The organism is Acinetobacter chengduensis, assembly GCF_003664645.1.
Lineage (GTDB): Bacteria > Pseudomonadota > Gammaproteobacteria > Pseudomonadales > Moraxellaceae > Acinetobacter > Acinetobacter chengduensis.
The window spans coordinates 189,024-204,143 of record NZ_RCHC01000001.1 but is presented as its reverse complement, the minus strand read 5'-3'; the positions used below and the strand labels follow the sequence as shown (position 1 = coordinate 204,143).

Annotated in this window: 16 protein-coding genes; 9 read left to right on the top strand and 7 right to left on the bottom strand. The window is 41.5% G+C overall.

Annotated elements, in window-relative coordinates; all coding sequences use genetic code 11:
- Nucleotides 1–368: 368 nt before the first annotated feature.
- From leuC to leuB, 4 genes are all read left to right on the top strand, one after another.
- Entirely contained in the window at nt 369–1,817 is a 1,449-nt protein-coding gene (gene leuC / locus D9K81_RS00950; protein WP_120374696.1) for a 3-isopropylmalate dehydratase large subunit, read from the top strand.
- 100 nt (nt 1,818–1,917) lie between these two features.
- Nucleotides 1,918–2,568 carry a 3-isopropylmalate dehydratase small subunit gene (gene leuD / locus D9K81_RS00945; RefSeq protein ID WP_120374697.1) on the top strand — a complete coding sequence of 217 codons (651 nt, stop codon included), beginning with the start codon at nt 1,918–1,920 and terminating at the stop codon, nt 2,566–2,568.
- A gap of 93 nt (nt 2,569–2,661) precedes the next feature.
- Nucleotides 2,662–3,222, top strand: coding sequence for a hypothetical protein (locus tag D9K81_RS00940; RefSeq protein ID WP_120374698.1), 561 nt, complete (start codon nt 2,662–2,664; stop codon nt 3,220–3,222).
- 41 nt (nt 3,223–3,263) lie between these two features.
- Complete coding sequence (leuB, locus tag D9K81_RS00935) at nt 3,264–4,343, top strand: 3-isopropylmalate dehydrogenase (protein WP_120374707.1); 1,080 nt, start codon at nt 3,264–3,266, stop codon at nt 4,341–4,343.
- A gap of 83 nt (nt 4,344–4,426) precedes the next feature.
- Here leuB and D9K81_RS00930 read toward each other — a convergent pair whose 3' ends face one another.
- Complete coding sequence (locus tag D9K81_RS00930; RefSeq protein ID WP_120374708.1) at nt 4,427–4,822, bottom strand: hypothetical protein; 396 nt, start codon at nt 4,820–4,822, stop codon at nt 4,427–4,429.
- 243 nt (nt 4,823–5,065) lie between these two features.
- On the opposite strand from D9K81_RS00930, the gene D9K81_RS00925 reads away from it, so the two are divergent.
- Nucleotides 5,066–5,425, top strand: coding sequence for a lysozyme inhibitor LprI family protein (locus D9K81_RS00925; RefSeq protein ID WP_121523080.1), 360 nt, complete (start codon nt 5,066–5,068; stop codon nt 5,423–5,425).
- Between the two features lie 80 nt (nt 5,426–5,505).
- Here the strand turns inward: D9K81_RS00925 and infA are convergent, their stop codons facing one another.
- Complete coding sequence (gene infA / locus D9K81_RS00920) at nt 5,506–5,727, bottom strand: translation initiation factor IF-1 (RefSeq protein WP_001284370.1); 222 nt, start codon at nt 5,725–5,727, stop codon at nt 5,506–5,508.
- Between the two features lie 230 nt (nt 5,728–5,957).
- Between infA and D9K81_RS00915 the strand changes: the two genes are divergently transcribed.
- Nucleotides 5,958–6,965 (top strand): AraC family transcriptional regulator, encoded by a 1,008-nt coding sequence (locus D9K81_RS00915; protein ID WP_120375988.1) that lies wholly within the window; start codon nt 5,958–5,960, stop codon nt 6,963–6,965.
- A gap of 85 nt (nt 6,966–7,050) precedes the next feature.
- Here D9K81_RS00915 and truA read toward each other — a convergent pair whose 3' ends face one another.
- The 5 genes from truA to asd all read right to left on the bottom strand — a co-directional run bounded on the left by truA (nt 7,051) and on the right by asd (nt 12,963).
- Nucleotides 7,051–7,848 carry a tRNA pseudouridine(38-40) synthase TruA gene (truA, locus tag D9K81_RS00910; RefSeq protein WP_120375987.1) on the bottom strand — a complete coding sequence of 266 codons (798 nt, stop codon included), beginning with the start codon at nt 7,846–7,848 and terminating at the stop codon, nt 7,051–7,053.
- 23 nt (nt 7,849–7,871) lie between these two features.
- Entirely contained in the window at nt 7,872–8,834 is a 963-nt protein-coding gene (locus tag D9K81_RS00905) for an asparaginase domain-containing protein (RefSeq protein ID WP_198488288.1), read from the bottom strand.
- A 45-nt stretch (nt 8,835–8,879) separates the two neighbouring features.
- Nucleotides 8,880–10,124, bottom strand: a complete 1,245-nt coding sequence (locus tag D9K81_RS00900; protein WP_120375986.1) for a fimbrial protein FimV — start codon at nt 10,122–10,124, stop codon at nt 8,880–8,882.
- A 70-nt stretch (nt 10,125–10,194) separates the two neighbouring features.
- Nucleotides 10,195–11,694: a FimV/HubP-related protein gene (locus D9K81_RS00895; RefSeq protein ID WP_120375985.1), complete on the bottom strand. Its 1,500-nt coding sequence runs from the start codon at nt 11,692–11,694 to the stop codon at nt 10,195–10,197.
- A gap of 150 nt (nt 11,695–11,844) precedes the next feature.
- Entirely contained in the window at nt 11,845–12,963 is a 1,119-nt protein-coding gene (asd, locus tag D9K81_RS00890; protein ID WP_120375984.1) for an aspartate-semialdehyde dehydrogenase, read from the bottom strand.
- A gap of 186 nt (nt 12,964–13,149) precedes the next feature.
- Here asd and D9K81_RS00885 point away from each other — a divergent pair, with 186 nt between their 5' ends.
- From D9K81_RS00885 to D9K81_RS00875, 3 genes are all read left to right on the top strand, one after another.
- A complete protein-coding gene (locus tag D9K81_RS00885) occupies nt 13,150–14,259 on the top strand; it encodes an endonuclease/exonuclease/phosphatase family protein (protein WP_120375983.1) in 1,110 nt (369 codons plus the stop codon).
- A gap of 221 nt (nt 14,260–14,480) precedes the next feature.
- Nucleotides 14,481–14,642 carry a hypothetical protein gene (locus tag D9K81_RS00880; RefSeq protein ID WP_171406842.1) on the top strand — a complete coding sequence of 54 codons (162 nt, stop codon included), beginning with the start codon at nt 14,481–14,483 and terminating at the stop codon, nt 14,640–14,642.
- Nucleotides 14,643–14,720: 78 nt separating this feature from the next.
- On the top strand, nt 14,721–15,038 hold the full coding sequence (locus D9K81_RS00875) for a hypothetical protein (protein ID WP_120375982.1): 318 nt from the start codon (nt 14,721–14,723) through the stop codon (nt 15,036–15,038).
- Nucleotides 15,039–15,120 lie beyond the last annotated feature (82 nt).

Genomic DNA, 15,120 nt, shown 5'->3' with positions numbered 1-15,120 from the left:
GATATTCGCACTAAAGTTCGGTTTCATTTGACCTATAATCCAGTGTGTGAAAATAAGCGTGATATGCACAGTATTGGTATCTATGAAAATTAAATAGAAATAGTGATTAATTCACCATTTTAAGATTGGATCAGAAAGAAACAATGCTAGTGAAAACTCTTGCTAGGCTTGAATCTACGTCTCAATTTGCTGAAAAAATCGACTAGATTTGATGAGAGATTAGACAAGGTATTTCAGAGTTGAAATAGTTATAAATTAATTCCGAAAAGTTTTTAAACTAATAAAAATGATAAATTAGATTTATGTGATTACGTGGTTATAATCGAAGTTAATGAAAGAATTTACCCAGTCCAGTGGAGCACATCGACATGGCAGGCGAAACCCAAAAAGCAGAAACCCAAACAAAAAAAACTTTGTATGACAAATTATGGGATGACCATTTAGTAAAACAACGTGATGATGGCTCTTCATTACTGTATATCGATCGTCATTTATTGCACGAAGTAACATCTCCACAAGCTTTTGAAGGTTTACAACTTGCGGGTCGTAGTCCTTGGCGTTTAAGTGCAAATATTGCAACACCGGACCATAACGTTCCAACATCAAGTAAAGAACGTTCTGAAGGTATTGCAGGTATTGAAGATGATACTTCACGTATTCAAGTACAAACTTTAGATGACAATTGTAAAACCTTTAATGTTGCGCAATTCGACATTAATGACGTGCGTCAAGGGATTGCCCATGTGGTCGGGCCTGAGCAAGGTTTAACTTTGCCTGGTATGACGGTGGTGTGTGGTGACTCACATACAGCAACGCATGGTGCTTTTGGTTGTTTAGCACATGGTATTGGTACGTCTGAAGTTGAACATGTATTGGCAACCCAGTGCTTAGTTCAAAAGAAAATGAAAAACATGTTGGTGCGCGTTGATGGAAAATTAGGTCAAGGCGTAACACCTAAAGATGTCGTTTTAGCGATTATTGGTAAAATTGGTACTGCTGGCGGTACGGGTCACGCGATTGAATTCGGTGGTCAAGTATTCCGTGATATGTCGATTGAAGGCCGTATGACAGTATGTAATATGGCGATTGAAGGCGGTGCTCGTGTGGGTATGGTCGCTGTCGATGACAAAACTATTGCATACGTCAAAGATCGTCCATACGCACCAAAAGGCGAGCAGTGGGATGTAGCTGTTGAGTATTGGAATACCTTAGTTTCTGATGAAGGCGCACATTTCGATACAGTGGTTGTATTACAAGGTGAAGAGATTGAGCCACAAGTATCTTGGGGAACTTCTCCTGAGATGGTGATTCCAGTCTCTCAAGCGGTACCAACCTTAGAACAAGCCAAAGATGACGTTCAGCGTAACGACTGGACACGTGCTTATAGCTACATGGGGTTAAATGCAGGTCAAGCATTGTCTGATATTCAATTAGACCGCGTATTCATTGGCTCTTGCACTAACTCACGTATTGAAGATATTCGTGCAGCAGCTGAAGTGGCTAAAGGTAAAAAAGTTGCTTCAAGTATTAAGCAAGCGATGGTTGTTCCGGGTTCTGGTTTAGTGAAAGCACAAGCAGAGGCCGAAGGTTTAGACAAAATCTTAATCGAGGCGGGCTTTGAATGGCGTGAGCCGGGTTGTTCAATGTGCTTAGCTATGAATGCTGATAAGTTACAACCTGGCGAGCATTGTGCTTCAACGTCGAACCGTAACTTTGAAGGCCGTCAAGGTAATGGCGGTCGTACACATTTGGTGAGTCCAGCAATGGCGGCGGCTGCTGCAATTGCAGGTCATTTTGTTGACGTACGTTCGTTCTAAGTTTAAGCCCTCATCCCGATCTTCTCCCTGATGGAGAAGGAGTTCCCTCTCATTTTAGGAGAGGGTTAGGGAGAGGTTACGGATTCAGTGAGAAAGAAACATGAAAAAATATACCGTTGAACAAGGTATCGTTGCACCCTTAGACCGTGCCAATGTTGATACAGACTTAATCATTCCAAAACAGTTTTTAAAATCGATTAAGCGTACTGGCTTTGGTGCAAACTTATTTGATGAATTGCGCTATTTGGATGAAGGTTATTTGGGTCAAGACATTTCAAAGCGTCCACTTAACCCTGATTTTGAATTGAACAAACCACGTTATCAAGGTGCTTCAATCTTAATCTCACGTGCGAACTTTGGTTGTGGTTCGAGCCGTGAGCATGCACCTTGGGCATTAGAAGAATATGGTTTTCGTACTGTAATTGCACCAAGCTATGCAGACATCTTCTTTAACAACAGCTTTAAAAATGGCATGTTGCCAGTGATCTTATCTGAAGAGATTGTTGATCAATTATTTAAAGAATGTGCCGCTTCTGAAGGTTATCAGTTAACCATTGATTTAGAAGCACAAGAAGTACGTACACCATCAGGTGAAGCATTTGCATTTGAGGTAGATCCATTCCGCAAACACTGTTTATTGAATGGTTTGGATGACATTGGTTTAACTTTACAAGTGTCGGATGATATCAAAGCTTATGAAGCGAAAACTCAAGCATCGCGCCCATGGGTATTTGCAGAAGTAAAAGCTTAAAATTGATGTGATTAAGACATAGTCACTCTGCTGAACTCTTGCTAATATCTAGGCATAACAATATGACAATGCCAGATTAGACCGAGTTCAGACATGGGAAAATTGCTTAAAAAAATGGCAGTAGGGCTCACGATGATTGGATCGTTGAGCGCTTGCCAAAGCGTTAAGGTCATACAGATTCAAAATATAAAAGAATCTGAAAGTACGCAAAAAAATGCACATATTTATTGTGCAGGTACAGAAAGCTGTCAGTTTGAGCGTTTAGATCAGACCTTCATTATGAAAGAACATAATGAACTCGAACGTGAGGCGCTAAAGGCGGGGATTGTGCGTATACAAGGGAAGTCATTGAAAGAGCCAAATGCGCTGTATCTTTCGGTGACTCCTGTACAGCATGAGGTGGTTGTTCGGTTTTATCCGATCTCGCCTGATAAAGCTGAACGTTTACACGTGATTCATACGTTTAAACCCAAAACAGCTTATACCTTAACGATGTTCCGTGATCGAACCAAACACAAAGTGAGTTTGTTAGATGCCTCTGCACCAGATCCTTTGTGTGTAGATTTAAAAATGGAACAAAAAACTATTCGACGTTTTTGCAAACCCTACAACGTTTTAACGGGCCTAGGCGAGTTTGTAGAAAAAAAATTGTAATCACTTGCCAAGTTTAATTGGCACATAAAATGGAAAAACTCATGTCAAAACATATCTTGATTTTACCGGGTGACGGCATTGGTCCTGAAATTGTAAAAGCTGCAGAACAAGTGCTTACACGAGTGAATGAAAAATTCAATTTAGGTTTGACTTGGGAAGAAGGTCTATTAGGTGGTGCAGCAATTGATGCGCATGGTTCACCTTATCCAGATGTAACCTCAGAACAAGCGAAAAAAGCAGATGCTTTACTTCTTGGTGCGGTGGGTGGTCCTAAATGGGATACGATTGAGCGTTCAATCCGTCCTGAGCGTGGTTTATTAAAACTACGTAGCGAACTGAACTTATTTGCAAACTTGCGCCCAGCGATCTTGTATCCGCAATTGGCAGATGCTTCTAGCCTTAAGCCTGAAATTGTTGCCGGTTTAGATATTCTAATTGTTCGTGAATTAACAGGTGGTATTTATTTCGGTCAACCACGTGGTATTCGTGAGCTTGAAAATGGCGAAAAACAAGGTTTTAACACCGACGTTTATGCTGAATCTGAAATTAAGCGTATTGCGAAAGTTGCGTTTGAATTGGCGGGCTTACGTGGTGGTAAAGTATGTTCAGTAGATAAAGCAAACGTACTTGAAGTGACTGAACTTTGGAAACAAACAGTTACAGCATTAAAAGAAGAGCAATACCCAGAAATCAACTTGTCACACATGTATGTAGACAATGCAGCAATGCAATTGGTACGTGCGCCGAAGCAGTTTGACGTGATTGTAACGTCTAACTTATTTGGTGACATTTTGTCTGACGAAGCGGCAATGTTAACGGGTTCTATTGGCATGTTACCATCTGCATCTTTAGATGAAAGCGGTAAAGGCATGTACGAACCTTGTCACGGTTCTGCACCAGACATCGCAGGTCAAAACATTGCAAACCCATTGGCAACCATTTTGTCTGTGGCAATGTTACTTCGTTATACATTCCGTGAAGAAGCTGCTGCAAAAGCAATTGAAAATGCAGTGGGTAACGTACTTGATCAAGGCCTACGTACAGCAGATATTATGTCTGAAGGTATGAATAAAGTGGGTACGGTAGAAATGGGTCAAGCTGTTGTTGCCGCATTGAACTAAGTTCAAATGATCTTCAAAAACCGAGTCTATGGACTCGGTTTTTTTATGGTTCTGATTTAGCGGTAAAGAGTATTAAATGCCAATTAGCAGGTGCGTCCGCTAAGTTGTACAGCAGTTGCAATCTGGTTTTGCAGTTGAAAACGAATCTCACACTGTAGCGAGGCATCATAGCTTTGCGTTGGCAGAGGAACTGCTGTACCCGCACCTGCGCCTAAGGCTGGGTTCTGTGCCATCGGGATTGGAATACTAATAGGCCGAATCACGGTATAACTTAAAGTATTTTGCTGTACGACTGGGGCGGTGGCATTTTGATAGCCCAGTTTAGCTAAATCTAAATGGCTTTGAATATAGCTACTGCTTTGACCAACAAATTGCGCTAAGTATTTTTCTCGTTCCAAGGCATTCATGGTAGGGGTGCTGGCACAGCCAAATAACGTAGAGGCTAGCGCATATATGCCCAAGCTTGTTTTAAAGTTCATAAGCATATCTCATGCTGAGTGATTACAAACCAGTGTATGGATTTGCACACAATAACTATGTAGTGATTTGATAAACGGTTAACTTTTAATGAGCAAAGATGCTTGAAGTTGAATGAAGATACAATTTTTTGCTTACGCTGTATTGTGGGCTTGTTTTAAGATTAACAAGTGCCTCACAAGTGATTTTAAATGGTGTGTAGGTGAATTTTAATAAGATAAAAACAATGATTTTGGATGAATAAAATGAAAAAAATCTTATGGCTTGGTGTATTTCTTTTGAGTAGCTATGCCAATGCAGACAATTGTAACAGCGCGCGTAATACTTACGATGATATCTATTGCACCAATAAAGTCTATGCCAGTGCAGATGCTGACTTAAATAAGAACTATCAAGCTTTACGGGCGAAGCTATCAGAGAAGCAAAAAACTACGCTAAAGCATTCTCAACTGCAATGGATTCGTGAGCGTGATGCAAGCTGTACCACGGATACAGGCGTCAATGTGAATTGTCGCCTAGAAACGACACAGGAGCGCAATCACTGGCTACTGGAGCGCTTACGGGAGTGCAAGACAGTTGGCTGTAAAAGCAGTGCCTTAAATTAAGCCTGCTTTAGTCGTTGCTCTTCTGTCCCTTGTATAAAAAAAGCCACATGACAATGTGGCTTTTTCTGCTTCGCTAAAACTTAGCGTGCACGATAAGTGATACGACCCTTAGTCAAATCATAAGGTGTCATTTCTACTTTAACACTGTCGCCAGTCAAAATACGAATATAGTGTTTACGCATTTTACCAGAGATGTGAGCAATCACTTCATGACCGTTTTCTAAACGTACACGGAACATAGTATTAGGAAGCGTCTCGGTGACAACGCCTTCGAACTCGATGAGTTCCTCTTTATTGGCCATAGCCTACCTGAATGAATAAATTAGCAAGGCGCAAATTATAGTCAATTTTTTTGCATAAAACAAGATGAAACGGCCGTCAGAATAATCAGATGCAAGTAAAATAAGCGAACAGTGCGGTTAAACTTTTTCAACAAAAATGTTCGTAGAATAGTTGTCAGTTCGGTCAATCACAGTTAATCTAAATTTAAGCATTTGAGTATAAATGAAGTACATACAAGGAAGGTTCTTGAGTGGGTCAGCTAACTGATGCATCCGTAGTATTGCGGTTGGGCTACCAAGCGATTCGTCGTGCTGGTTTGCCGACGGAAGATATTTTAACCAAAGCCGGTGTTGCACTGAAGCAGGTTGAAGCCAATGATCGTACGCCATTAAATGCGCAGTACGCGTTTTGGGTGGCCGCTGAAGAGGTCAGCAAAGATCCAGATATTGGTCTACATTTGGGTGAACACCTCCCTTTATACCGTGGACAGGTGATTGAACACTTGTTTATTTCATCAGAAAACTTTGGTGAAGGTTTAAAGCGCGCATTGGCATATCAACGTTTAATTAGTGATGCTTTTCATGCTCAATTGGTGATTGAAGATGATCGTTGCTACTTAACCAATGGTCATCAGCCTTGGGCTGAAAATATTGTCAATCGACATTTTTCTGAATGTGCAATGTCGGGTGTATTACGCTTTTTTAAATTTATTACCGAAGGGCGTTTCCAGCCTATTTATATCGATTTTAATTTTAGTCAGGGCGCGCCAGATGATGAATATTTCCGTGTGTATGAATGTCCAGTAAGCCTTGGGCAAAAAGAAACACGCTTATATTTTGACCCTGCAATTTTAGATTATCAATTATGGCAAGCAGAACCTGAACTTTTACAGTTACATGAACAACTTGCGATAGAAAAACTACAAGAACTTGCACGCTATGATTTAGTGGGTGAGGTACGTCGCGCCATTGGTTCAACTTTAGAAAGTGGTGAAACTACCTTAGAAACCGTAGCGGCACAGCTAAATATTACACCGCGTCGTTTACGGACTCAGCTGAGCGAGGCCAATACCAGCTTTCAACAAATCTTGTCGGATTACCGTTGTCGCTTGGCTAAAAAGTTACTGGCCAATACCAATGAAAGCGTTGAGCGAATTGTATATTTAACAGGTTTTTCTGAGCCAAGTACGTTTTATCGGGCGTTTAAACGCTGGACCAATGAAACGCCAGTGGAATATCGTAAGCGTAAGCAACGTTAACAGATTGACGCAAACCCTCTTTGTGTATCAAGGAGGGTAGAGTTTCTCTCATTGATCAATGAGAGTAAGCAGAGCGTATCTAAACTTACTCAGGCATATTTAACCAATGTGGTCCTAAAGGTATTTTGGGTAGTTGAAACTGCTCAGGATAGTCTGCATGAATAAAATATAGGCCATCTGGTGGAGCCGTCACACCTGCAGCTGAACGATCTTCAGCAGCAAAAATCGTATCGATATGCTCTAGGCTGTACATGCCTTGGCCGACTTCTAATAAACAGCCCATAATGTTGCGCACCATGTGATGCAAGAAGCCATCGGCTTGAATATCTAAAACTAAATAGCAACCATGCTGAATTAAACGGCAATGGCTAACTGTGCGTACTGGCTGATTCGATTGGCAGGCAGCTGCGCGAAAGCTTTCAAAATTATGTGTGCCTTCAAACTTGCTGGCGGCTTGTATCATCGCTTCAACATTCAGTGGTGCGTGTATATGTGTGACCAATTTATGCAATAGAGCAGGGCGCACAGAGTGGTTATAGACTACATAGCGATAACGCCGCGCTTGTGCTTTGAAACGGGCATGGAAATCCATGTCCATTTCTTGAATCCACTGAATTGAAATATCTTTGGGTAACTGACTGTTACAGCCACGAATCCAACCATGAATGCTACGTACAGCATTGGTATCAAAATGAGCCACCATGTTGGTTGCATGTACACCTGCATCGGTACGGCCTGCGCCATGTAGTAAAATAGGTTCATTGGCCACTGTGCTGAGTACTTTTTCAATGGTTTCTTGCAGGCTAATCACACCTGCCTGTTGAGTTTGCCAGCCACGATATAGTGAACCATTAAACTCAATTCCCACTGCAAAACGTTGCATACTCACCTCAGTCTCTATCAATGTTACCAATGGGCATGCCATTGTTCTATGGCGTCGTATTGTAAATACATTTGTAAGACTTTTGCATATAGATCTGCATGCCCCGCACAATTGCTCACAAGAATATGTGCATCTTGCACCCACTGACTCACTGCATAACGCTGATCGATTTCTCCAAAAGGTACTTGCGTGGTCAGAATCACTGCACAGCCTTGCTGTTGAAGGTACTGAATTTGAGCAACTACTTGCTCATTCACAGCAATATTTCCTGTACCAAAACCTTGCAGAATCAGCACTTGGGGTGCCTGAGCAGATAGCGCCTTTAAGTTATCTTCGAGCTGTGCGATGCCAATAGGTTGTAGCATGAGGCTGATGCAGTTAAAAGCACGGGCTTTTTCAATATGCTCTGTTTGTACAATCGTGGCACTAGAAAGCATGGATTGGCTGGCATGTGGCACTAATGACCCACTAAAGGCATCGAGTTCTGTGGTATGGGTTTTAAGGGCTGAGGAAGCATGAATAAGCTTGTGATGAAATGCTAAATAGACCCCAGTTTCAACCTGCATGACATGCTCTAGAGCAAAATTTAAGTTTGACATCGCATCGCTAAATTCGCGTGTATCATTACCATGGACGTTTAGAAGTGGGTATTGGCTACCAGTTAAAATCACATGGGCTGATTGGGCTATAAATCGAGCCAAGACTGCACTGGCATAGCTGAGCGTATCTGTGCCATGAATAATAACGAAATGTTGATAATGCTGCAGTTGTAAGTTTTGAATCTGCTGGATCAGCAACAGCCAGTCAGATGCGGTGCATGCACTACTATCACGGATGACAGGTGCGACAAAACAATCGACCTGCAAATGAAGTGGCAAGACATGCTGTAATTGTGGCAAAAATTCTGTTGCTGGCATTGGGCTAAGTGGTTCACCAACACAGCCAAAGGTGCCACCCATATAGATTAAGGCTATTTTTTTCATCATAAAAAAAGCAGTCATGGAGACTGCTTTAGTTTAAATCGATTTCTATTAAGAAGCGATTTGATTACGTAACACTTTTACTTGTTCAATTTGTTCAGCAGAATATTCGCTTTCTTTTTCTTCTAAAATTTCACGAGCGGCATCAAATGCACCTAATTGGATATATTGTGCTGCCAATTCTAGATTAAGCGTAATTTCGTTGCTGTCCAAAAGCTCTGGGAATGACTGCACCAATGGATCACTTTGATCTGTGCTCGATGCAGGTGTGCTCACTTGACTGATGTCAAAGCTCACGCCTGTAGAGGCTGGTGCAGTTGGTTCTACTTCTGGTTGCGCACCAATTGAACTTAAATCAAAGCTAAGCGGTTCTGCTTTTGGTGCTTCTGTAGTCGGTTCTTCTGTCGTAAACGAAAAGTCTAAAGGTGCAGGTTCAGCTGTAGGTTGTGGCTGTGCAACTTCCGGACTGGTTTGCGGTGCAAAGTCTAAAGAGAAGTCGAGCGGTTTGATTTCAGTAGTTGGAGCAACTTCGGTAACTTTTTCTACAGGTGTAACTTCTGGTACTGCAAAATCAAGAGACTGTGTTTCTTCAGCAACTTTTGGCTTACTAACTTCAGTAGGTTTTTCGGCAACAGAATCAAACGATAAATTGAAATCTAACGGTTTGATTTCCTCTACAGCTGGTGTCGCAACAACGGGTGCAGGAGGTACTTCTTTTTTTGGCTCAGGTGTAGTTGATGGGCTGCCCATTAAGGCATCAAAATCAGCATTATTCTGTGCTTGTGGTTTTGCAACACTGACCGGTTGTTCTGTCGGGCTAGTAAATGCAATGGTATCAATAGTTTTGTTTTGGGCATTTTCGAAATTTGCTTGTTTTGCTTCAGCCTGTGCAATGATGTCCGCAAGTTCAAGTGAGCGAACATGACTGATCAATTGGCTAATTGCAAATTCATCTTTTTGTAAAATATGAATGTCGAGCAAATACAAATAAAGTTCGTGTTGCGTATTGTCTTTCTTCAGTGCCTGATTAATTTGAGCTTCTGCTGAAAAGAAATTACGTTCATCAATTAAACTTTGGATTTTTTTACGTGTGTCATCGCTTAAAGCAGTTGTGGACGGCTTTGCAACTGGCTCTACAGCTTGTGTGCGATTTGGGGCAATTTTAGCGGATGAACTTGCTTTTTTTGCCTTAGCTTTTTGTGCATTCGCTTTATCTGATTCTTGTGCACTTTGACGTTTTTTTAAAAATACCAAAGCAATCACGACAATCACTAATGGAATCACATAAATCAGCATATTTTAACCCCTTGTGGATAGAGCTTTGGTTCAGTGAACTCACCCATTTAAAATCTTCATGTTGCAATTTTTAGTGTATTGGCTTCTTCGCGGCGCGTTGTGCTTTCAGTTTTTCTTCCAGCTGTGCTAAGCGAGTATTTAATAATTGAATTCTTTGATCCTTCTGATTTAGCGCCAATTCTAATTGCGTTACGTTTCTCTGTAATTTAACGGTTTTTTCACGCGATGTCATAATTTTTAATGACAACTTGTCCGAAGTTTGGTTTTTTTCTGTGTTTTTGTTGGCGGTTGTATGGGCTGAATCGCGTTCATTCTCGGAAATTAAGCTCATTTCAGCTTCATTTAGGCGATATTTGGCTTTACCTGACTGCGCTGACGGAATTTTTGCCAGCATGGCTGCATTTACTTTCGGTTGTTCTTTACTTGGTGCGGTATTGCTTAAGTTCAGTGCAATACCACGGCGTAAGCGGTTTGAATCGCCTTGAATAAATGCATGCACATTGCTGGCTTTAATTTGCTTCATCACTTCGCCAATTGGACGATTTTCTGCAGTGGCTACACGAGAGGCAATGCCCCAAAGTGTTTCATTCGATTGCACCACATATTCAGCCTTGGCTGGAGGTGGCGGTGTTTGAACCGATACGGGGTTTTTACTTACTGGCGCTGGGCGTGCAGGTGATTCGGTCGGTTGCGCTGGCTTTTGCACAGCTTTGGCTTCGGCAAATTGTTTAACCAACGGATCTTGCGACACTTGGCCCATGGCTGGCGGTGCTACTATGCTTGTTGTTGTCTGTTCAGATATATTGTTATGTTTGGCTAGGGTTGGTGCAGGGGCTTGCGCTGATGCAACAGCTTGCTTTTGTACTGGTGCGGGTGACGAAACTTGTGCGATTGGCGCAACTGGAGCTACCGCTTTGACCATAGGTGCAGGGACAGCATAAGCTTGAGGTACAGGGCTAACGGAAGCTAAAGCTTGTGCATTGCTATTATTTAAACTTGGTGGTGCACTACGGCTAATGCTTAGCGGTGCTTCATTCTTATGGGCTGGATTGGCAATTTTGGCTGCTGTTGCTGTATACGCGGTACTGACAGGTAAATTGAGCCCAATTTCATTTTCATTGCGAATGATCAGCGGGGCCAACGGTCGTTCATTGCGACTTAAATTAGCCAAAGTGTTATGAGCTGATGAACTGCGTTTTAAAGGGGTTTTAATGTGTTGTAAGCGAATGGCATTACCTTCAGTAATTTTCACCACAATGTTGAGTTCGGCATCGGTCATTGGGCGTGATGAGGTAATGGTAATCACTCCATTGCCAGAGCTGTCTCGACGGGTAAAAAAGTTTAAATGGCCTGGTGGTTGATGGCCTACACCCATACGCATTAAGTCATCAGCATTGGCTAAGCTGGCTTGTAAAGTCTGTTTTGAATCGGATTGACGAAAGTTGATTTCGGCATATAACAGCTCGCCAGGCGCAGATTGAATTTGGACAGGATCAATCGTAATGGCATGTAAAGGCTGTGATGCAAGTATAGCTAAAATGGCGATTTTTAATTTGTTATAGACGGTCATCTTAATTTTTAGCTCAATTCAAATTGCGCGGTGTTTAAAGTGAATAGATTAACGGGATGTTTAAGGATTGTAAAACATTAACAAGATTAGTACAGAAAAAAAGCCGATCAAATGTGATCGGCTTTTTCAGTTTAAAAACAATGATATTGATTAAGCGTTTTTATAATCAATCAAGATGCGAAGCATACGGCGTAAAGGCTCAGCAGCGCCCCAAAGCAACTGGTCACCCACTGTGAATGCGCCAAGGTACTCTTTACCCATGTTGAGTTTACGTAAACGACCTACAGGAACAGACAAGGTACCTGTTACTGCAACAGGTGTCAGGTCAGTCATTGAAGCTTCACGTGTATTTGGTACAACTTTCGCCCAAGGATTGGCATTGCGTAACATATCTTCAATTTCATCAAGCGGTACGTCTTTTTTCAATTTCAACGTTAATGCTTGTGAGTGACAACGCATTGCACCAATACGTACACAATGACCATCAATTGGAACAATTTGTTGGTTGCCCAAAATTTTGTTGGTTTCAACTTGGCCTTTCCATTCTTCCTTCGATTGACCGCTTTCAAGTTGCTTGTCGATATAAGGAATTAAAGAACCTGCTAAAGGCACGCCAAAGTTTGCAGATGGGAAACCTTCGCCACGTTGTAATTGTGCAATTTTAGAGTCAATGTCTAAAATTGGAGAACGTGGATCATCTAACAAATCTTTAGTGTTGTTATACAAGTAGCCCATACCTGTAATCAGTTCACGCATATTTTGCGCGCCTGCACCAGAAGCCGCTTGATAAGTCATTGATGTTGCCCATTCCACAAGATTGTTTTGGAATAGACCGCCTAAGCCCATCAGCATTAAAGAAACAGTACAGTTACCGCCCACGAAAGTTTTCGTGCCTTTCACTAAGCTGTCTTGAATGACATTTAGGTTGACTGGATCAAGTACGATGATTGCTTCATCATCCATACGTAGCGTAGATGCGGCATCAATCCAATAGCCACCCCAGTTTTCAGCTTTTAACTTAGGGAAAACTTCAGTTGTATAGTCACCACCTTGACAGGTAATAATGACATCCATTTGCTTCAGACTATTAATGTCCGTTGCATCCATAAGTGCTGGGGCAGTTTTACCACCAAACGCAGGGGCTTCACCACCTGCATTACTGGTAGAGAAGTAAAACGGCTCAAAATGAGCAAAATCATTCTCTTCAACCATACGTTGCATCAGGACAGAACCAACCATCCCGCGCCAACCGACCAGACCTACTTTCATGTCACTTTGCCTCGGTGCGTTAAAAATTTTAAAGGGGGGTTGAGTGTACCAAAAGGGGGCTCAACTGCAATAGCTGCATAATCAAAACAGCAATTATATTGTGCAATATATCTTGTTTGTGTTACATGAAAAATTGATATTAATTTATGAATTAGACAAAAAATTAGAATATAACAGCGAGGTTTTATGATTTGGATCGAGATTATTGCAATTTTGGTAATTTGGCTTAGTTTTTGGTCATTAATTCCTCGAGATGAATGGTGGTTCCGTGGCGCTGATTTTCCACGCCTACAAATTTTAATTCTAGGCTTCATTGCATTGGCTTTTTTGTTGTTTTGGGATGAACCATGGACGGTCTATCGACAAATTATTTTTGTTGGTTTAATTGCCGCTTTAGCTTATCAACTCAAAATGGTTTTACCGTATACCTTTATATGGAAAAAACAAGTGCAACAGGTGAGTGATGATCAACTTGATCCGAATAAACAAATTTCGTTACTGGTGTCAAACGTGCTTACACCCAATGAAAAATATCACTTACTGCTTGAGCAAGTACAAAAATACCAGCCTGACATTTTACTGACTTTAGAAACAGACCAGACTTGGCAAAATGAGTTGTCTGTGATTGAAAAAGATTATCCATATCGTGTGCCTGTACCACTGGATAATTTATATGGTATGCATTTGTATAGCCGTCTGCCTTTGCATGAGACCGAAGTTAAATTCATTTTGAGCGATGAAATTCCATCAATTCATACCACGGTGCAACTGCGTTCGGGCAATTTGGTACAACTGTATTGCTTGCATCCAAAACCACCGAGCCCAACCGAAGCCAAAGACTCTACTTTGCGCGATGCCGAATTGTTAATTGTGGGTGATCAAATTAAAGATTTAGATGAGAGCTGTATTGTGATGGGGGACTTAAACGATGTGGCATGGTCGCGAACAACACGGTTATTTCAGCGTATAAGTGGTTTGCTTGACCCTCGTGTCGGGCGTAAATATATCAATACCTTTCACGCGGACTATAAATTTTTACGCTGGTCTTTAGATCATATTTTTCATAGTACTGATTTTGCATTGGTACACATGGAACGTGTGGCGCATGTAGGATCAGATCATTTTCCTGTGTTTGTGGTACTCCAAACGGGACGAGCTTTTGAGCAAGCACAAGAGTCCTTGGAACAAACTGATGCCGACGAAGAAGAAGCGCAAGAAGCAATTCAAGAGGGGATTGAAAAAGCCGAGCGTGAGGAAAAGCCAGTCACAGATGAAATTGCACAAGACTATAAATAATCACGAGATATTTAAACTATTTCGGTGACATGCAAAATATAGCAACAGAAGGAAGTACTTTGATCCTCTCTATACACGATGTAGGAAATAGCTTACAAGTCTTTAGGACTCTGACGAATGGTCAGTTTAAACGTATTGACATATTCTAATTTCATCGGCAGAAGGAATCGGGAACGGATTATCCCAGCTATGGAAGACAGCGCCGATTGGATAAAGTCATCATGGATATGATGCAGGAAAGGAAAGCCACTGAAAAGAACAATAATAAAACTTGTGAAAGCACGACCTCATCAGCCCGAGTTATGCAGGATGCAAAACTCGGGCTTTGCTTTATCTGGATGTTTTCAAGCAGTGAAGCTTTGAGTGGCTGTATCAATCGATAATCTGTATTTCTTATGTCATGTCTGTGCCTTAAAATAGCCTGCAAAAAAGTGCATGATACAAAAATAAGAGTCTCGATTATGGCAATGCAGAGCCTGAGTACAGGGTTAATATCCTTTCAACAATGGACGCATTTATCGACCGATGCAGGTCGTATTTATGTGGGCTTAATCATTTTTTTTGTGGTGGCTGTATGTCATCAACGCCAACTGAAATCGCATTATGCAATTTGGGCCGTATTCGGATTGGCATTCGCCATTGAACTATATGGTGCGCGCTACGATATTTTAGAACATGGTTATTGGCGTGTAACTGAGAGTTTAAGGAATATCTTAAATATGAGCCTGATGCCATTTTTACTGTGGTTAAGTGCATATTATCGACTTTGGCGGGGCTAAAAATTAATGACTATGAATCGCTACGTGCCTAATTTTAGAGAGCGAATCACTAGTTTTACTTGAGTAAACGATCAAAAACCGG